Below are 19,399 nucleotides of genomic sequence, written 5' to 3'. Positions count from 1 at the left end.
CAGCAGTTATCGAGCAGCATCTCTACTTGCAACAATAAGAGAAACAGAGAAACCCAAAGAGGAGACACAGCATGCAACTCAAGCACCAAGCCGCAGCCGCGTTCGCGCTGGCCGGCCTGCTGGCCGCCGGCGGTACCTTTGCCAAGGACATCCGCATTGCCCACGTCTACGACAAGACAGGGGCGCTGGAAGCCTACGCCAAGCAGACCCAGACCGGGCTGATGATGGGGCTGGACTATGCCACCAACGGCACCATGATGGTCAACGGCAACAAGCTGGTGGTGCTGGAGAAGGATACCCAGGGCAAGCCCGACGTCGCCAAGGCCCAGCTTGCCGCGGCCTATAGCGATGATCGCGCGGACATCGCGGTGGGACCCACGTCTTCCGGCACCGCGCTGGCGATGCTGCCGGTGGCCGAGGAATACAAGAAGATCCTGCTGGTCGAGCCCGCCGTGGCGGATTCGATCACCGGCGAGAAGTGGAACCGCTATATCTTCCGCACAGGCCGCAACTCGTCGCAGGACGCCATCTCCAACGCGGTAGCGCTGGACAAGCCCGGCGTGCAGATCGCCACGCTGGCGCAGGACTACGCCTTCGGCCGCGATGGCGTGAAGGCTTTCAAAGGCGCGCTCAAGAACGCCAAGATCGTTCACGAGGAATACCTGCCCACCAACACCACGGACTTCACGGCCGGCGCCCAGCGGCTCTTTGATTCGCTCAAGGACAAGCCGGGCCGCAAGATCATCTTCATCATCTGGGCCGGCGCCGGCAATCCGTTCAAGATCGCCGACCTCGACCCCAAGCGCTACGGCATCGAGATTGCCACGGGCGGCAATATCCTGCCCGCCATGAGCAACTACAAGAATTTCCCCGGCATGGAAGGCGCGACGTACTACTACTTCGGCATTCCCAAGAACAAGGCCAACGAGTGGCTGGTATCCAACCACTACACCAAGTTCAAGTCGCCGCCTGACTTCTTTACCGCGGGCGGTATGTCGGCCGGCATCGCGCTGGTCGAGGCGCTCAAGAAGACCAATGGCGACACCAATACCGAGAAGCTGATCGGCGCGATGGAGGGCATGTCGTTCGAGACGCCCAAGGGCAAGATGACGTTCCGCAAGGAAGACCACCAGGCCCTGCAGTCGATGTATCACTTCAAGATCAAGGTTGATCCGGCGTTCGCCTGGGGCGTGCCCGAGCTGATCCGCGAGATCAAGCCGGAGGAGATGAACGTGCCGATCCGCAACAAGCGGTGATGACGGTGGGCGCCTCTTCCATCGATACCACGGCGGCGCTCTCGCGGGCGGTGGCGGAGCCGCCCGCGCTAGAGACGCGCGGCCTCACCATCCGCTTTGGCGGGCATGTGGCGGTCAATGCGGTGTCATGCGCGTTCCGACCGGGCGAGCTGACCTGCATCGTCGGCCCCAACGGGGCCGGCAAGACCACCTATTTCAACCTGATCTCGGGCCAGTTGCCACCCACCGCCGGGCAGATCCTGCTTGGCGGCGAGGATGTGACGCGGCTGCCGGTACCACACAAGGCGGCGCGCGGCATTGGCCGGGCCTTCCAGCTGACCAGCCTGTTCCCGAACCTGTCGGTGTTCGAGAATGTGCGGCTGGCGGTGYAGGCGCGGCAACGCATCGGACTGGACCTGTGGTCCGTGTGGAGCGGCAACCGCGCGGTACGCGCCGAGGCGGAGCGCTGTCTTGAACGCGTGGCCATGGCCGACAAGCGCCATTTGCCTGTTGCCTCGCTGCCGCACGGCAACCAGCGCAAGCTGGAGGTGGGCATCCTGCTGGCGCTGCAACCGCGCATCTTCATGTTCGACGAGCCGACCGCCGGCATGAGCGTGGACGAAGTGCCCGTCATCCTGGACCTGATCCAGGAGATCAAGCGCGACAGGAGCAAGACGGTGCTGCTGGTGGAACACAAGATGGATGTGGTGCGCTCGCTGGCCGACCGGATCATCGTGCTGCATAACGGCAACCTGATGGCGGACGGTGACCCGGCCGAGGTGATCGCCTCGCCGATCGTGCAACAGGCTTATCTCGGGATCGGCGCCGCCGACGACGGCGTGCAGGGGGAGGGCAGACATGGCTGACGGACCGGCAACGCCCATCCTGCGCCTGGATGGCGTGCAGACGCATATCGGGCCATATCACATCCTGCACGGCGTGAGCTTTTCGGTGCCGCGCGGCGGCGTGACGATGCTGCTCGGGCGCAATGGCGCCGGCAAGACCACCACGCTGCGCACCATCATGAATCTCTGGCAGGCCAGCGAGGGGCGCATCGCGTTCGACGGCGCGGATATTACCCGCCGCGGCACGCCCGCCATCGCGCAGGCCGGCATCGCCTACGTGCCGGAGAACATGAGCGTGTTCTCCGAGCTGACCGTGGCCGAGAACATGCGCCTGGCCGCGCGCAGCGGCGCCATCGACGGGCAGCGGCTGGATTGGGTATTCCGCATGTTTCCCGCGCTGAAGATTTTCTGGCACCAGCGAGCCGGCGTGTTGTCCGGCGGGCAGAAGCAGATGCTGTCGGTGGCGCGGGCCATTATCGAGCCGCGCAAGCTGCTGATCGTCGACGAGCCGACCAAGGGCCTGGCGCCGGCCATCATCCAGAACATGATCACGGTCTTCCGCGAGCTCAAGCAGACAGACGTGTCGATCCTGCTGGTGGAGCAGAACTTCCACATGGCCAGGTCGGTGGGGGATACGGTCGCCGTGATGGACGACGGGCGCGTGGTGCATACGGGCAACATGGCTGAGCTGGCAGGGGACGAGGCCTTGCAGCAGCGGCTGCTGGGTTTGTCGCTGGCGGCGCATCAGTAGCGTCGGTCGCGGCATGAAGCGCGGTGGCAAGTGCCGCCGCCCGTGGCGGGCCGTCAAGGCCTTCACGCAATCAAACAAGAATCGTCAGGACCGAGACAATGACGAGTACAAGCTCCTTACCCACCACGCCGGCGGCGCCGGCCGACCTGCCCAAGGTCCGGCTCGACTGGACGCCGCTGGCGCTGGCCCCGCTGCTGATGCTGCTGGCCTATCCCCTGATCGGCAGTGGCTCGACCTGGCTCACCCTGACCATTGCCGGCCTTGCCATGGGCATGATCGTGTTCGTGGTGTCCTCGGGGCTGACGCTGGTGTTCGGCCTGATGGACGTCCTCAACTTCGGCCACGGCGCGTTTATCGCGCTGGGCGCCTACGTGGCGGCGTCGGTGCTGCTGCCGCTGGGCGCCTGGGTGGAGGCCGACAGCCTGGCGCTCAACCTGGCCGTGTTCGGCCTCGCCATCGGAGCGGCGATGGTGGCGGCGGGAGCGATCGGCTTCCTGTTCGAGCGCATCGTGGTGCGCCCGGTCTACGGCCAGCACCTGAAGCAGATCCTGATCACCATGGGCGGCATGATCGTGGCGGAGCAACTGATCAAGGCCATCTGGGGCGCCGAAACCATCGCGCTGCAGGTGCCCACCACCTTCCGCGGCGCGGTCTTGCTGGGCGATGCGGCGATCGAAAAATACCGGCTGATCGCCGTGGTGCTCGGGCTGGTGATCTTCGTCTCCATGGTGCTGGTGCTCAACCGTACCCGCATTGGCCTGTTGATCCGCGCCGGCGTGGAGAACCGCGAGATGGTCGAGTCACTCGGCTACCGTATCCGGCGCCTGTTTATCGGCGTGTTCGTGGTGGGTGCCGGCCTGGCCGGGATGGGCGGCGTGCTGTGGGGCCTGTACCAGCAGAACATCACCGCCGCCATCGGCGCCCAGGTCAATGTGCTGATCTTCATCGTCATCATCATCGGCGGGCTCGGCTCCACCACCGGCTGCTTCGTCGGCGCCTTGCTGGTCGGGCTGATGGCCAACTACACCGGCTTCCTGTTTCCCAAGGTAGCGCTGTTCTCGAACATCCTGCTGATGGTAATGATCCTGCTGTGGCGTCCGCAGGGCCTGTACCCGGTAGCCAAGCGCTGAGCGCCGAGGAAAACCATGATCCGATTGCTTTCCGGCGACCTGCCAAGAAGCCGCGTGCTCACCGTCATCCTGGTGGCGATGCTGCTGGCGCTGGCCTGCGCGCCGTTCCTGTTTCCCGGCGCGCGCGCGCTCAATATGGCGGCCAAGATCTGCATCTTCGTGGTGCTGGTGGCCAGCTACGACCTGCTGCTCGGCTATACCGGCATCGTCTCCTTTGCCCATACCATGTTCTTCGGCATCGGCGGCTATGGTGTGGCGATCGCCATGTCGCGGCTCGATCCGGGGTGGGGCGCGCTGGCGCTCGGCACGCTGGGCGCGCTGGCGGTGTCGATGGCGCTGGCCTTCCTGATCGGGCTGTTCTCGCTGCGGGTCAGGGCCATCTTCTTCGCCATGATCACGCTGGCGGTGGCGACCGCCTTCGCCACGCTGGTATCTCAGTTGTCTGAATGGACCGGCGGCGAGGATGGCATCACCTTCAAGGTGCCGGAAGTCTTCACGCCAGGCTTTACCCTGGGAGACGCCGAGTGGTTCGGCGTGCCGCTCAACGGCAAGCTGTTCTCCTACTACTTCGTGTTCGCCGGCGCGCTGGTGCTGTTCCTGCTGCTGTTGCGCGTGGTCAACTCGCCGTTCGGCCGGGTGCTGCAGGCGATCCGCGAGAACGATTTCCGCGCCGAGGCGATCGGCTACCGCACCGTGGTGTACCGGACCGTGTCCACCGTGCTGTCGGCCGGGTTCGCCACGCTGGCCGGCGTGCTGATGGCGCTCTGGCTGCGCTACAACGGGCCCGATACTTCGTTGTCGTTCGAGATCATGGTCGACATCCTGCTGATCGTGGTGATCGGCGGCATGGGCACGCTGTACGGCGCCATCATCGGCACTACGCTGTTCCTGGTGGCGCAAACCTACCTGCAGGATGTGATGAAGCTGGCCAGCGAGGCCACCACGGCCGTGCCGCTGCTCTCGGGGCTGCTGCATCCGGACCGCTGGCTCTTATGGCTCGGCCTGCTGTTCATCCTCAGCGTGTACTACTTCCCGCAAGGCATCGTTGGCCGCCTGCGCGGCGATCGCTCGGAGCACGAGGTGGCGTCGTAGGGCTTTTCGACATGCCGGACCATGCGGCAAGTGTTAACAAGCACGATAAGAAGCGCTATAACAAAGACACCTAACAGCGGAGATCCGGGACCATGTATGTAGTCGACTGGCTGCACAAGAACGCCCTGCACACGCCGGACAAGGTGGCGCTGGTCGACGTGGAGAGCGGCCGCAAGGTGACCTACCGGCAGTTCGACGAACGTGCCAGCCGCTTCGCCGAGTACCTGGGCGAGCGGTTGCAGCTGGCGCCTGGCGCCCGCGTGGCCGTGCTGGCCCACAACAGCTCCGATTATTTCGAGATGCTTTACGGCTGCGCCAAGGCCGGCATGGTGATGGTCTGCCTGAACTGGCGCCTGCCTGCGGCGGAATTGTTGCCCATCCTGCGCGACTGCGCGCCCGACGTGCTGGTGGCCGGCGATGGCTTCCTGGCTACCGCTGCGGACTTGAGCAGTGCGCTGCCCCTGCGCGCGGTCCTGCACCTGGCCGACGACGAGAGCGCCGATGTGCCGGGAGGCTGGATGGAGTATGAAGCGATGCTGGCCGGCAGTTCGGGCCGCATCATCGAGATGCCTTGCCGCGACGAGCACGAGGTCTGGCACCTGCTATATACCTCGGGCACCACCGGCCGTCCCAAGGGCGTGATACAGACCTATGGCATGGTCTTCTTCAATGCCGTCAACGCCATGCTGGCCAACAAGATCACGCGCGACGACGTGTTCCTCAATGTGCTGCCGTTCTTCCATACGGGCGGGCTGAACCTGTACGCCAACCCGGTGCTCCATGCCGGCGGCACCGTGCATATCATGCGGCAGTTCGACGCCGCGGTCACGCTGGGCAAGCTCGATGCCAGCGCCGGCGAAGGCATCACCATGTTCTTTGCCGTGCCCGCGGTCTATCTCTTCCTGAGCCAGCATGCCGGCTTCGCGGCGGCGGACTTTTCGCGGGTGCGCAATATGTCCGCGGGCGGCTCGGCGGTGCCTCGGCCTCTGCTGGAGGCCTACCTGGCCAAGGGCGTGACGATCTGCTTCGGCTTCGGCATGACCGAGACCGGTCCCACCGTGTTTGTCTGCGACGAAGCCACTGCGCGCCGCAAGATCGGCACCATCGGCAAGCCGGTGGGCTCGATGCTGACGCGGGTGGTGGATGCGCACGGCCGCGACGTGGCGCCCGGCGAGCGCGGCGAGTTGCTGATCAAGGGGCCGGGCGTCACGCCCGGCTACTGGAACCTGCCGCAGGCCACCGATGCCGCCATTCGCGGCGGCTGGCTGCATTCGGGCGACATCGCCTACATGGACGAGGAGGGCGATTACTACATCGTCGACCGCGCCAAGGACATGTTTATTTCCGGTGGCGAGAACGTCTATCCCGCCGAAGTGGAAAACGTGCTGTTCCAGCTTGCCGGGGTGTCCGAGGCGGCCGTCATCGGCGTGCCGGACGCGCGCTGGGGCGAAGTCGGCATGGCCCTGGTGGTGGCCAGGCCAGGCGTGGCGCTCGATGCTGAAGGGGTGCTCGCGTATTGCCGCGCGGCGCTGGCAGGCTACAAGGTGCCGCGCCATGTCCGGATCATCGAGGCGCTGCCGCGCACGCCGTCCGGCAAGGTGGAAAAACACAAGTTGCGCGCGCGTTTCCAGGCGCAATGAGGCGGCGGCCAGCGCCTGTCGCGGCCCAGTTCGATGTCATGCAGTTGCTGTCTTGTGAAATTCTCGTTTCTGTATTGCGTTCCGATAGATCAAGCATGCAAAAGGGGGTCAACATGTTGCGCGGACTTGCAGGACATGGCGGTAGGTGCGGACGCGGAGGGCGCCTGGCGCTGGCAGGCGCGGCAGGCCTGCTGCTGGTGGCATGCGGCTCGAGCGACAACAATGCGAACAACGGCAATCCCAATCCCAATCCCAAGCCCGCGAATATCGGTGCGGTAACGATTACGACCTACGACGGCAACACCGACGACCTGCTCACCGCCGGTCTTGGCAAGGACGGCCTGGGCTCGGCCACGGCGCCGGTGCCGCTGAACCCCGCGGCGCCCACGGCGGCCGAGTTGCGCCGCTATGCCATCTATACCAACTACCGCGCGCTGGTGGATATCACGGTGGGCGGTGGCTATGGCAGCCTGTATGGCCCCAACGTGGACGCGCAGGGCAATGTCACCAGCGGGCAGGGGAAGGTCGCCGGGCGCGAGTACCTGGCCTTCTCGGACGATGGCAGCGGCCAGCAGAACGTGACGATGCTGGTGCAGATTCCCGACAGTTTCAACGTGGCCAAGCCCTGCCTGATCACGGCCACCTCGTCCGGCTCGCGGGGCGTCTACGGCGCGATTTCCACTGGCGAGTGGGCGCTCAAGCGCGGCTGCGCCGTCGCCTATACGGACAAGGGCACCGGCGCCGCGCCGCACGACCTGGATACCGACACCGTGCCGCTGATCGACGGCACGCGAGCCAACCGTACCGCCGCCGGCACCAGCGCGCAGTTCGCCGCCCCGTTCCCGAATACCAGCCTGGCCGCCTTCAATGCGCTGGCGCCGCACCGGCTCGCGTTCAAGCACGCCCATTCGCAGCGCAATCCCGAGAAGGACTGGGGCACCTTCACGCTGCAGGCCGCCGAATTCGCGATCTGGGCCATCAATGACCGGTTTGGCACGGTGGCCTCCGATGGCACGCGCCAGCGCAGCTTCGGCCCCGACAAGATCGTTGTCATCGCGTCCAGCGTCTCCAATGGCGGTGGCGCGGCCGTCGCCGCGGCGGAGCAGGATACCCAGGGCCTGATCGACGGCGTGGCGGTGGCCGAGCCGAATCTCAACCTGCCCGCCAACACCGGGGTGATCGTCACGCGTGGTGGGGTGCCGGTCAGCAAGTCGGGGCTCGTGCTGTATGACTACACCACCACGGCCAACCTGATGCAACTTTGCACCTCGCAGGCGACCGCGCTGGTGAATGCGCCGGGCGTGGCCTTGTATGCGTTGCCCGCCGTCGGGCTCGTGCAACCGGCGCTCAACCGCTGCCAGTCGCTGGCCAATGCCGGGCTGGTCAGCGGGGCCGACGGGGCCAGCCGGGCTGCCGATGCGTTGCAGAAGCTGCATGATGCCGGCTGGGAGTCGGATTCCGACGCGCTCCATCCGTCGCTTGCCCTTTTTGAGGTGGCCAGTGCGGTATCCGTGACATTCGCCAACGCGCTGGCGCGTGCCGCCGTGGCCGACCGTCTGTGCGGCTACAGCTTTGCCGCCACCGGGACGGCGGTGCTGACGCCGGCGACAATCGCGCCGGCCACGCTCAATGTGTTGTATTCGACGGGCAATGGCGTGCCGCCGGCGGCCGGCGTGCAACTGATCAACGACAACAACCCCGGCGGGCCGCTGCGCGACCTCTATTCCAGATCGCCCGGCACAAGCCTGGCCGATGCCAACCTCGATGGCGCCCGCTGCCTGCGCGCACTGCTGACCGGCACCGGCACCCAGGCCCAGGCGCTGCAGGCCGGGCTGGCGCAGACGCTGCGCTCGGGCGACCTGCATGGCAAGCCGGCCATCATCGTGCATGGCCGCAGCGATGCGCTGCTGCCGGTCAACCATACCTCGCGGCCCTATCTCGGCTACAACCGGCTCAAGGAGGGCAGCGCCAGCAATCTCTCCTATATGGAAGTCACGAACGGCCAGCACTTCGACAGTTTCATCGGCGCGGTAGCGGGCTATGACAATCGCTATATCCCGCTCCACGTCTACCTGAACCGGGCGCTCGACGCGGTCTACGCCAACCTCACCACCGGCACCGCGCTGCCGCCCTCGCAGGTGGTGCGCACGATCGCGCGCGGTGGCATTTTGTCGCCGGCGCCCACCATCCTGCCCACCAACTTGCCGCCGTTTGCCGCCACCCCGGCCAATGCGGACCGGATTACGGTCATCGGCAGCACCGTAGAGGTACCCAACTGATGAAGGCATCCCGCACGCGCGTCCTGACGCAAGAAGATTTCGACCGCTTCGCTTCGCTCTCGCGCGACGACAATCCCATTCACTGCGACCCGCGGTTCGCCAGGACGACGCATTTCGGCGCGACCGTGGCGCACGGCATGTTCCTGTTTTCGCTGCTGTGCGCGCAGATGCGGCGCAGCAACCCCAGGCCGGTCCTGCCGATCGGGCAGACGCTGATGTTTCCTCGTCCCACCTTCGTCGGCGACGGCGTGGCGGCCGTGCTGGTGCTGAACGACACGCCCGGCCAGGACCGTATCGCCCTGGACACCGAGATCCGCTGCATGCAGCGTGGCCGCATGCGAACGGCAGCTACCGATGAGCAGATTACGGCACAGGGAGATGCGATCCTGCTGGTCGACGCAAGTGCCGAAACGCTGGCGCAGGCGCCGCTTGACGAGGCGGACGACGCCGGGCGCCTTGCCGCCGCGGTGGACGGCGACCGGAGGCTCTATCACCTTAGCGTCGGCCAGGAGGCTTCGGCGGTACGCAGTTTCAGCGCCGGCGATATCGATGAATACGTGTCGTTGACCGACGATGGCAACGCCTTCTATACCGACCCGGTATTTGCCCGCAGCCGCGGCTTCGGGGGTGCCATCGTGCCGCTGCCCCTGCTGGCCGGCATGTTCTCGGACCTGCTGGGCACGCGCTTGCCGGGCCGCGGCACCGGCTGGATGAAACAGTCGCTGCGGCTGCGGTCGCCGGCGCGGCTGGGCGAATTGCTGACCGCCTCGGTGCGGATCGTGCGCCTGCGCGGCGACAAGGATCTGGTCAACCTGGCCACCGTCGTCACCGGGGACGATGGCCGCGTGGTGCTGGCCGGCGAAGCCCTGGTGCTGGTGCGCAACCTGGAAGACAAGCGGGCGCTCGCGGCCGCGTGAAATGCGCGGGAGGGAACAGGTCGCAACGTATTTCCTGCGCCACATCAATGGCCGTGCAGTCAGGCCTTGAAATGTAGGCGCAAAGCCTTATCTTTCGATCAGACATCCAGTGTCCGGCCCGTGCGACGGGATCGGCAGGCCGGGGCGCAGACGCCCCGCCTTCCGCATCGGGCACTCATCCGAAAAAGAGGGCTCCTAAATGCGACTTGACAAACTGACTACCCGATTCCAGGAAGCGCTGGCTGATGCCCAGAGCCTGGCGATCGGCAACGACAACCAATATATCGACCCGCTGCACGTGCTGCGCGCTCTGCTTGCGCAGAACGACGGCGCCGCACGCGCGCTGCTGTCGCGCGCCGGCGTCAACGTCGGCGGCCTGACCACCGCGCTCGATGCCGCCATCAAGCGCTTGCCGCAGGTTCAGGGCACCAGTGAGGTCCAGGTCGGGCGCGAGCTTAACGCGCTCTTCAACGCCACCGAGAAGGAAGCCATCAAGCGTGGCGACCAGTTCATCGCCAGCGAACTGTTCCTGCTCGCCGTGGCTGACGATAAGGGCGAGGCCGGCCGCATCGCCCGCGAGAACGGCCTGGCGCGCAAGTCGCTCGAGACCGCCATCGAAGCCGTGCGCGGCGGCGATTCGGTCAACAGCGCCGACGCCGAGACCCAGCGCGAGGCACTCAAGAAGTACACCGTGGACCTCACCGAGCGCGCCCGTATCGGCAAGCTCGACCCCGTGATCGGCCGCGACGACGAAATCCGCCGCGCCATCCAGATCCTGCAGCGCCGCACCAAGAACAATCCTGTGCTGATCGGCGAGCCGGGCGTGGGCAAGACCGCCATTGTGGAAGGCCTGGCCCAGCGCATCGTCAATGGCGAGGTGCCGGAAAGCCTGAAGAACAAGCGCGTGCTGGTGCTTGACATGGCGGGCCTGCTGGCCGGCGCCAAGTACCGCGGCGAGTTCGAGGAACGGCTCAAGGCGGTGCTGTCGGACATCGCCAAGGACGAGGGCCAGACCATCGTTTTTATCGACGAACTGCACACCATGGTCGGCGCCGGCAAGGCCGAGGGCGCGATCGACGCGGGCAATATGCTCAAGCCCGCGCTGGCGCGCGGCGAGTTGCACTGCATCGGCGCCACCACGCTGGACGAATACCGCAAGTACATCGAGAAGGATGCCGCGCTGGAGCGCCGCTTCCAGAAGGTGCTGGTCGACGAGCCCAGCGTGGAGGCCACCATCGCCATCCTGCGCGGCTTGCAGGAGAAGTATGAACTGCACCACGGCGTGGAGATCACCGACCCGGCCATCGTCGCCGCGGCGGAGCTGTCGCACCGCTATATCACCGATCGCTTCCTGCCCGACAAGGCGATCGACCTGATCGACGAAGCCGGCGCGCGCATCAAGATGGAAATCGACTCCAAGCCGGAGGTGATGGACAAGCTCGAGCGCCGCACCATCCAGCTCAAGATCGAGCGCGAGGCGGTCAAGCGGGAAACCGACGAAGCCTCCAAGAAGCGTCTCGAACTGATCGAGCAGGAAATCGGCCGCCTGGAAAAGGAGTACGCCGACCTCGAAGAGATCTGGAAGGCCGAGAAGGGTGCCGCCCAGGGCGCGGCCGCGCTCAAGGAAGAGATCGACAAGATCCGCCTGGAGATCACGCGCCTGCAGCGCGAGGGCAAGCTCGACAAGGTAGCCGAGCTGCAGTATGGCAAGCTGCCCGAACTCGAAGGCAAGCTGAAGGCCGCCACCGCGGCCGAGGCCAGCGAGCAGAAGCAGCCCAACAAGCTGCTGCGCACGCAGGTTGGCGCCGAGGAAATCGCCGAAGTGGTGAGCCGCGCGACCGGCATCCCCGTGTCGAGGATGATGCAGGGCGAGCGCGAGAAGCTGATCAAGATGGAGGACTACCTGCACCGCCGCGTGGTTGGCCAGGACGAGGCCGTGCGCCTGGTGTCGGACGCCATCCGCCGCTCGCGTGCCGGCCTGTCGGACGAGAACAAGCCTTACGGCTCGTTCCTGTTCCTCGGTCCTACCGGCGTGGGCAAGACCGAGCTGTGCAAGGCGCTGGCCGAGTTCCTGTTCGATTCGCAGGACCACCTGATCCGCATCGACATGAGCGAGTTCATGGAGAAGCACAGCGTGAGCCGGCTGATCGGCGCGCCGCCGGGATACGTGGGCTATGAAGAAGGCGGCTACCTGACCGAGGCCGTGCGCCGCAAGCCGTACAGCGTGATCCTGCTTGACGAAGTCGAGAAGGCCCACCCGGACGTGTTCAACGTGCTGCTGCAGGTACTGGACGACGGCCGCCTGACCGACGGCCAGGGGCGCACGGTGGACTTCAAGAACACGGTGATCGTGATGACCTCCAACCTGGGTTCGCACATCATCCAGGCGATGACAGGCGAGCCGCACGAGGCGGTCAAGGGCGCGGTGTGGCAGGAAGTGAAAACGCATTTCCGGCCCGAGTTCCTCAACCGCATCGACGAGGTGGTGGTGTTCCATTCGCTCGACCAGCAACATATCGAGTCGATCGCCCGCATCCAGCTGGAGCGGCTGACGGCACGGCTGGCGCGCATGGACATGACGCTCGAGGTGAGCGAGGCTGCCATCGCCAAGATCGCCAGCGCTGGCTACGATCCGGTGTTCGGGGCGCGTCCGCTCAAGCGCGCGATCCAGCAGCAGATCGAGAACCCGGTGGCGCGCGCCATCCTTGAGGGAAAGTTTGCCGCCAAGGATGTGGTGCCGGTGGATTACCAGGACGGAGAGTTCGTCATCGGTACGAAGGCCCACTAACGCTCACCAAGGCCCACCAAGGCTCATGCCAGACAAACAAGCCGCCCCTTGCCGGGGCGGCTTTTTGTTTTCCTGCGTGTAATAAGAATTAACAGAATTCCATCCGGTCCGTTGCGCCTGTGCTACAAGCAGCGCCGGCTGCCGCGGGCGGCTAGCGGTGATAGGGGTAGGGGTGGTGATAGGCGTACCAGTCGCGGCGTCCCCACCAGCGGCGCCCGTCCCAGTAACGGTCCCCATGCCACCCGATGACCACCGCGGGTGCGACCACCACCGGGGGGCCGTAGGCGGGGGGCGGTCCGTAGACGGCCGGGGGAGGCCCATAGCCAGGCGGCGGGGCCGGATAAACCACCGGGGGCGGCGGAGCCGGATAGGCCGGGGCGGCATAGACGGGTGCCGGCGCCACGATCACCGGCGCGGGCACACCGATATTCAGGTCAACATCGACGCGTGCCAGAGCGGGCTGGGAGGCCGCCCAGGCCAGCGCTCCGATACCCAGCGCGTAGAAGAAACCATGTCTCATTTCGATCCTCGTCGTGCAGTAGGCAGGATCTGACTTTAGTCCTGCCGCTGCCTTGCCGCAGGATACAACTGTAACGATATTTCACGCGGGGATTCGGATGCGGCGGGTGCCAGGCGAGGTCACGCCGAACGCTCGTTCTTCAGGCGGTACAGCGGCATCAGTTGCCTGACGCAGGCGTTCGCCGCCGCCTTGCTTTCCACGTCGATCACGCGGGAGACGGCATCCTTTATGCGGCGCAGGCCTCCGTTTTCAAGAAAGGCTTTCAAGTCCCGGTTCTCCATATACCGGTTGAACTCGAGCAGGTCGGCCCCGGTAATCCCCGCATCCGCCAGCGCCTTGCCCGACAACGCCGCTTCCTTGGTCTTGCGCCCGATCGGAGAGCCGAGCAAGCGCGCCAGCCGCATCGTCAGGCCGGGATCCTGTATCTCCGCCGCCAGCGCAGGCCTGACAGCCTTCTCCACCAGATCGGGCGAGAGCTTCGTACGGGTGCATTCCACGTAGCGGTCTTTCGGGATCGGTCCGATCTTCGCAGGCAGCCTTGCGAACGCCTGGTCCAGGCCGACGGCAAGGATGGCGCCGACATCGAACGCGCGGATCAGCGCGGTGACGGCTTCATCGTAGGTAGGCGGGAACAACTGCGGCGGCTCCGCAACCCTATCTTCGGTGGCTACCGCAAGCTGCTCTGGCTGGGGACGTCTCGGGACGTCGGCGTTGTCGGGCGGGAAACTGACCTGCACCACGGCGGTGCCGGGGATGGCTTGCCCGGTTTCGGCGCTCCAGAACGGCTGGCAATCGGCCTTGCGCAGGTTTGCCAGGGCCAGGCCGTCGAGCATGGCGTTGCCGGAACTGACCTTGATGGACACCGACGCCACCTTGCCTGTTGCCGCGATGGACATCGATACCGACGCGCGGCCGCGGATCCCGGCCCGGCCGAGTTCCGCCGGATAGGCTGGCCATTCGGTGTAGCACTGGGACTTCGCTTCGGACGCGACGTCCTCGATGGTGAACGCGCGCAGCGGCGCCGCCCGGCCGTCGTGGCTGTAAGCGAGTGCCAATGCCATCAAGACCGCCGGCAAGATCGCAGGCCTCCCGATCAGCCCAGGGGCCGGAACGCGGTGGGGAAGCGCTTCCGGTTCGCCAGCGCCCCGGTGAACGGCCGGGCCTGGGTGACTGCATCGGCGACAGTCGTTCATGGATTGAATTGGCTCGTTTTGTATTTCCTGCAGATTATGCCGGGATCGGCGCGCAGTCACAGCCCCCTTCGCACCGTGGCGTAATCGATGCGACGCATTCGATCCGTTACCGGGACCTGGCTTCCTTCTTCATGGGATTCTCGGTCTGGAACGCGCGGAACGTATGCCTCGGTTCGGAAGAGACGGTGGAGTGGTTTGCCTTGCTCGGCGTCGAGCCGGTCCCCGTGCTTCAAGACGGCAAGTTCGACACCACGGCGATCCAGGCGCTCTCGCGCGGGACACCACGCTCATAAATGCAGCCATCGAAAGAGTGTTGCATCGATGGGAGGTGGTGTCCCCGGTGGAGGCGCACTCGGTGACCTACGATACCGGCAGCCAGAAGGACAACACTACGTGGGCTTTGATCAAGCGACTGGAAAGGGATTGGCTTCCACCTGCCCGAGTCCTTCATTCTTGGCCTGTTGTGCGGTTCACCGCCAAACACCCGAGGCAGGAGCCCGGTGCGCGAATCGCGCACGCCGGGATCTGTGCGGGGGGTGCCTAGTAATGGGCATTCCTACCGCGACATAACGCCCAGTGGAACGTCGTGGAAGAGGTTGGCCCTCCTGTCGTTGCGGGCCGGGTGGGTGGCAGGCAGCGGCCAAAACCCAGGCAGGAACCTGCCGTGCCATCCCTACTTCCGCGCGGCCGCCTTCATCCACGCCGTCGTCTCCCACGCTGTGCCCAGCACGTCTCCCTGCCCGTGGTCGCAGCCTTCCCACTTGAAGAACTGCAGCTCGTCCGTGCTGGCCAGCCCGTTGGCCAGCACCTGCATCCCGAGCGTATGCGCCAGCGCGATCACGGCTCGCGCGATGGCGGCGCGCCTGGCGTCGGTGGCCACGTTGCGCACGTAGCCAAGCGGAATCTGCAGCCGGTCGGGCAACAGGCGCTGCAGGTTCTCGAGGGAGATCGGCGTGTTGCCCACGTCGGCCAGCGTGACCGCCGCGCCTTGCTCCTGGATCCGGGCGCAGGCGAGGCGGGCGGCTTCCGTGGCCGTGCCCAGCAGGATGCCGGGTAGCTGCAGGTCGAGCTGGTTGCCGGGCTGGCCGGTCTCGCGCAGGGACTGCCTGAGCAGCTCCGGCAAGGCCAGCAGCGCGGATTCCTCCGCGCCGGCCACCTGCGGCAGCAGGATGGGAACGCTGACGCGGGTCGGGCTGGATACGGCGGCTTGCGGGTCGGTGTGCCAGGCTTGCGCAAGCTCGCAGGCGCGGCGCAGCAGCGCGGCGTTGATTTCGGTAATCAGGCCGGGCCGGCGGATTCGGCAGGCGATCTCGGTATGCGGCATCCAGCCGCGCGCTACCGGCCACTCCGGCAGTAGTGCGATGGCAGCAATGGCGGCGGAACTCAAGTCGAACTGGGACACCGCTTGCAGCCGGTACTGCCCGCCGCGCAAGCTCTCTTCTATGGCGTCTTCCACGCCCGGGCCGCCGGATGGCGCAGCGCTTGCGAGGTCCGGCAATGGACGGGCGGCGGACACGCCACCCTCCGGTTGCAGCGCATTGGCCTGCTGCAATGCCTTGACATACTGGTACGTGCGCAGGCCGCCGATCACGACGGACGTCAGCTTCTGCGCTGTCAGTTCTGTCTTGAGAAAGTAGCCATTGATCTCGTATCCGGTGATGACCTCGCGCTCCGGCGCCATGCCCGGATGTCCGGTGCGCAGCACGATCTGCAGGTCGGCGTTGCGCAGTTGCTCGCGGATGTAGCGCACCGTCTCCAGGCCGGCGTCATCGGTTTCCATCACCACGTCGAGCAGCACCAGCGCCGTGTCCGGATGCGCGGCCAGGTACGCCTTGCATTCTTCGCCGGAGTAGGCGCTGTGGAACTGGATCCCGCGGCCGGAAAACGTCAGGTCCGCCAGCACCAGCTGCGTGATCTCGTGCACGTCGGGATCGTCGTCGACCAGCAGGACCTGCCACGGGGGCACAGACAAGGAGGTGTTCATGACGGACTCTTTACGGACGCGATCGGAATGGTGGCCTTCGTGGCGGGCGTGACTCTCGGCATCCGGATGGTGAAGACAATGCCTCCGCCATCCTGGCTGACGCCGTTGCCCACCGCGATGGTGCCGCCCAGGCGCTGCGTAACCAGGTTGTAGACCAGGTGCAGGCCCAGCCCGCTGCCGCCCTTGCCGCGGCGCGAAGTGAAAAAGGGTTCGAAGATCTTCTCGTGCAGCGCGTCCGGTATGCCGCAACCGTTGTCGGCGTAGCGGATCACCACCTCGTCGCCGGGCGCGTGGCGCGCGGCGATGCGGATGGCGCCGCGGACTGGGCCTGTGTCGCCGCCGCCGAAGGCGTGCACCAGCGAGTTCATGATCAGGTTGGTGAGGATCTGGGCGATCGCGCCAGGGTAGCCGGTCATGGCGATGCCCGCCGGACAGTCGATCTGCAACGCCACGCGCGTGTCGCGCAGCCTGGGGTCGAGGCTGACCACGGTTTCGCGGATGTAGTCGCCGAGATCGAAGCTGCGCCGCTTTTCGCTGGTCTGGTCGACCGCCATCTGCTTGAAACTCTGCACCAGCTCCGCCGCGCGGTTGGCGTTGGACAACAGCAGCCGGGCGGATTGCGCGGCGTCCGACAGGTAGCGCTCCAGCTCCGCCGGCGTCAGCCCGCCGCCTGCCACCAGCGCCTGCGTGGCGCTGGTGCGGTCCTGCAGGTAGGACGCGGCGCTGACGGTAATCCCCACCGGCGTATTGATCTCGTGCGCGACCCCCGCCACCAGTCCGCCCAGCGATGCCATCTTCCCGGCTTCCACCAGGTCCTTGCGCGCGGATTCGAGATGCCGCAGCGATTCCATCAGTTCGGCTTGCGCCAGCTCGCGGCTCTCGTGCGACAGCACGATCCACCACGCGCCGAATGCGAGCAGGGGCAGGGTGGCCGAGTACACGCGCAGCAGCAGGTCCCCGAGCCCGCCGGCGGACGGCGGGGCGCCCTCGCCGAGGAGCCGGTAGGCCAGCAGGAACACCGCGCCCATGGCCGCCGACGCGATCACGAACAGGCCGAGGAAACGCACCAGGCGGCGCAGGAAATGCGGAGGCAGTATCCGCAGGAAGCTGCTCTCGCGCGGCGATGCCTGCGTCTGCGCGGCGGCGCCGGGCGCCTTGCAGGCATCGTGGCAATGGTTGTCCAGGCCGCAGCACAGCGAGCAGATCGGCCCCTCGTAGAAGGGGCAGTGGGCCATGTCCGGCGCTTCATAGTCGCGCTCGCAGATGCAGCAGCGCAGCGGCTCGTCGGTGCTGGCGGCGCGGATCTGCGGTTCCTGGCGCGCGATATAGTAGCGGCCGCCGGTCGCATAGGCGATCAGGATGGCGCTGGCGAACGAGGCGCCCATCGCGATAAAGGCCGAATAGGCTTGCGCCAGGGGGCCGAGCAGGCCGGAGTAAGCGCCGATGCCTGCCATTGAGGCGATCAGCATGGCGCCGCAGCCCACCGGGTTGAATGCGTACAGGTAGGCTCGCCGGAATTCGATGTGGCGCGGGCTGATGCCCAGGGGCTTGAGCACGACGAGGTCGGCCGCCAGCGCGCCGAGCCAGGCGATCACCAGGTTGGAATAAACGCTGAGCACGGCCTCCAGCGTGCTGAAGATGCCCAGCAGCGTCAGCAGCAGCGCGATCAGTACGTTGAACACCAGCCATACCACGCGGCCCGGATGGTAGTGCGCCAGCCGCACGAACACATTGGACCAGGCCAGCGAGCCCGCGTAGGCATTGGTCACGTTGATCTTGATCTGCGAGACCACCACGAACAGCAGCGCCACCGCCATCACCAACTCGGGCTGGTCGAAGACCTGCCCGTACGCCCACACGTACATGTGCATGGGTTCCATGGCCTTGCCGGTGGCCAGGCCGGCCTGCACCGCCAGTACCGCCAGCAGGCTGCCCGCCAGCACCTTGAGCCCGCCGATCAGGATCCAGCCGGGTCCCGCCAGCAGCAGCGCGCTCCACCAGCTCCACCGGTTCTGCGCGGTGCGCTCAGGCAGGAAACGCAGGTAGTCCACCTGCTCGCCGATCTGTCCCATCAGCGAGAACAGCACGCCGGTGGCGGCGCCGAAGGCCAGCACGTTGAAGGCGGGCGAGGCGCCGTCGCGCCCGGTGAAGGCGGCCCATTGCGCCAGCACGCCAGGATCGTGGCGCAGGATATAGACGAACGGCAGCACCAGCAGCAGCACCCACAGCGGCTGCGTCCACATCTGCAGCTTGTTGATCAGCGTGACGCCGAAGAACACCATCGGCACGATCACCAGCGAGCAGACCAGGTAGCCCAGGGTCAGGTTCAGCCCGGTGGCGATGGTCAGCGCCTGGGCCAGGATGGCCGATTCCAGCGCGAAGAAGATAAAGGTGAAGGACGCGTAGATCAGCGAGGTGATGGTGGACCCGGCGTAGCCGAAGCCCGCGCCGCGCGTGAGCAGGTCGATGTCCACATTGGCCACGCTGGCGTGGTAGGCCACGGGCAGGCCGATCAGGAAAATCAGCAGGCAGACCAGCAGGATGGCCGGAAACGCATTCTGGAAGCCGAAGCTAAGCGTGATGCTGGCGCCTATCGCCTCGAGCGCCAGGAAGGACACGCCGCCGATGGCTGTGTTGGCCAGCGTGAACGGGGACCACCGCCGGTACGAGCGCGCCGCGTAACGCAGCGCGTAATCCTCCAGCGTTTCATTCGCGACCCAGGATTGATATTCTCGTTTGATGCGCATGGCGTGGGGGCGTCGGGTGCGATGCGGGTCCGGGGAAGCGTATGCGATCGGGGTCGAATGGATGCGAGTCGAGGCGGAGGGTTGGCAGCGAGCGCTTCGATTATTGACTGAATCCTGTCCCTGCGCAATGACATGCATCCCACGCGCGGGAGGGGACGGACGCAGCGATAGCGCACGGCCGGAATGCTGCGCGGCAGCAGACGCACGCGTCTTGACTTTTGAGGTTCCAGCGGAAACACTGGCCGGCAATCCTCATTTTGAAGAGAGCGGGGCAGACG

The 19,399-nt window shown here is 66.1% G+C and carries 14 protein-coding genes; 10 read left to right on the top strand and 4 right to left on the bottom strand.

Annotation, left to right across the window (positions count from 1 at the left end):
- The first annotated feature begins 71 nt into the window (after positions 1 to 71).
- The 9 genes from AC1DT6_RS33365 to clpB all read left to right on the top strand — a co-directional run bounded on the left by AC1DT6_RS33365 (position 72) and on the right by clpB (position 12,677).
- A complete protein-coding gene (locus AC1DT6_RS33365) occupies positions 72 to 1,256 on the top strand; it encodes a substrate-binding domain-containing protein (protein ID WP_035872326.1) in 1,185 nt (394 codons plus the stop codon).
- Positions 1,256 to 2,101: an ABC transporter ATP-binding protein gene (locus tag AC1DT6_RS33360; protein ID WP_477115263.1), complete on the top strand. Its 846-nt coding sequence runs from the start codon at positions 1,256 to 1,258 to the stop codon at positions 2,099 to 2,101. The genes AC1DT6_RS33365 and AC1DT6_RS33360 overlap by 1 nt, the downstream gene beginning before the upstream one ends.
- Positions 2,094 to 2,831 carry an ABC transporter ATP-binding protein gene (locus AC1DT6_RS33355; RefSeq protein ID WP_035872323.1) on the top strand — a complete coding sequence of 246 codons (738 nt, stop codon included), beginning with the start codon at positions 2,094 to 2,096 and terminating at the stop codon, positions 2,829 to 2,831. Before AC1DT6_RS33360 ends, AC1DT6_RS33355 begins: the two co-directional genes overlap by 8 nt.
- 98 nt (positions 2,832 to 2,929) lie before the next feature.
- Entirely contained in the window at positions 2,930 to 3,961 is a 1,032-nt protein-coding gene (locus AC1DT6_RS33350; protein ID WP_045239967.1) for a branched-chain amino acid ABC transporter permease, read from the top strand.
- A 15-nt stretch (positions 3,962 to 3,976) separates the two neighbouring features.
- Positions 3,977 to 5,053, top strand: a complete 1,077-nt coding sequence (locus AC1DT6_RS33345; RefSeq protein ID WP_035872314.1) for a branched-chain amino acid ABC transporter permease — start codon at positions 3,977 to 3,979, stop codon at positions 5,051 to 5,053.
- A gap of 92 nt (positions 5,054 to 5,145) precedes the next feature.
- Positions 5,146 to 6,693, top strand: coding sequence for an acyl-CoA synthetase (locus AC1DT6_RS33340; protein WP_441630761.1), 1,548 nt, complete (start codon positions 5,146 to 5,148; stop codon positions 6,691 to 6,693).
- A 113-nt stretch (positions 6,694 to 6,806) separates the two neighbouring features.
- The gene (locus AC1DT6_RS33335; RefSeq protein WP_441630759.1) at positions 6,807 to 8,972 is read left to right on the top strand and encodes a D-(-)-3-hydroxybutyrate oligomer hydrolase; all 2,166 of its coding nucleotides are present in this window, start codon (positions 6,807 to 6,809) and stop codon (positions 8,970 to 8,972) included.
- Positions 8,972 to 9,889 carry a MaoC/PaaZ C-terminal domain-containing protein gene (locus AC1DT6_RS33330; RefSeq protein ID WP_441630757.1) on the top strand — a complete coding sequence of 306 codons (918 nt, stop codon included), beginning with the start codon at positions 8,972 to 8,974 and terminating at the stop codon, positions 9,887 to 9,889. The genes AC1DT6_RS33335 and AC1DT6_RS33330 overlap by 1 nt, the downstream gene beginning before the upstream one ends.
- A gap of 199 nt (positions 9,890 to 10,088) precedes the next feature.
- Positions 10,089 to 12,677: an ATP-dependent chaperone ClpB gene (gene clpB / locus AC1DT6_RS33325; RefSeq protein WP_441630755.1), complete on the top strand. Its 2,589-nt coding sequence runs from the start codon at positions 10,089 to 10,091 to the stop codon at positions 12,675 to 12,677.
- Between the two features lie 151 nt (positions 12,678 to 12,828).
- Here clpB and AC1DT6_RS33320 read toward each other — a convergent pair whose 3' ends face one another.
- Both AC1DT6_RS33320 and AC1DT6_RS33315 read right to left on the bottom strand, forming a co-directional pair.
- Positions 12,829 to 13,197, bottom strand: a complete 369-nt coding sequence (locus AC1DT6_RS33320; RefSeq protein ID WP_441630753.1) for a hypothetical protein — start codon at positions 13,195 to 13,197, stop codon at positions 12,829 to 12,831.
- A gap of 119 nt (positions 13,198 to 13,316) precedes the next feature.
- Complete coding sequence (locus AC1DT6_RS33315; RefSeq protein WP_441630751.1) at positions 13,317 to 14,258, bottom strand: energy transducer TonB; 942 nt, start codon at positions 14,256 to 14,258, stop codon at positions 13,317 to 13,319.
- On the opposite strand from AC1DT6_RS33315, the gene AC1DT6_RS33310 reads away from it, so the two are divergent.
- Positions 14,252 to 14,683, top strand: coding sequence for an RNA ligase family protein (locus tag AC1DT6_RS33310; protein WP_477104230.1), 432 nt, complete (start codon positions 14,252 to 14,254; stop codon positions 14,681 to 14,683). The two genes, AC1DT6_RS33315 and AC1DT6_RS33310, sit on opposite strands and share 7 nt — an antisense overlap.
- A 380-nt stretch (positions 14,684 to 15,063) precedes the next feature.
- Here the strand turns inward: AC1DT6_RS33310 and AC1DT6_RS33305 are convergent, their stop codons facing one another.
- Both AC1DT6_RS33305 and AC1DT6_RS33300 read right to left on the bottom strand, forming a co-directional pair.
- On the bottom strand, positions 15,064 to 16,374 hold the full coding sequence (locus AC1DT6_RS33305; RefSeq protein WP_441630747.1) for an EAL domain-containing response regulator: 1,311 nt from the start codon (positions 16,372 to 16,374) through the stop codon (positions 15,064 to 15,066).
- Entirely contained in the window at positions 16,371 to 19,121 is a 2,751-nt protein-coding gene (locus AC1DT6_RS33300; protein ID WP_441630745.1) for an ATP-binding protein, read from the bottom strand. Before AC1DT6_RS33300 ends, AC1DT6_RS33305 begins: the two co-directional genes overlap by 4 nt.
- Positions 19,122 to 19,399 lie beyond the last annotated feature (278 nt).

The organism is Cupriavidus sp. 01L45, assembly GCF_056399885.1.
Note: the sequence above shows the minus strand (reverse complement) of the source record. Positions and strands in the feature narration are given on the sequence as shown.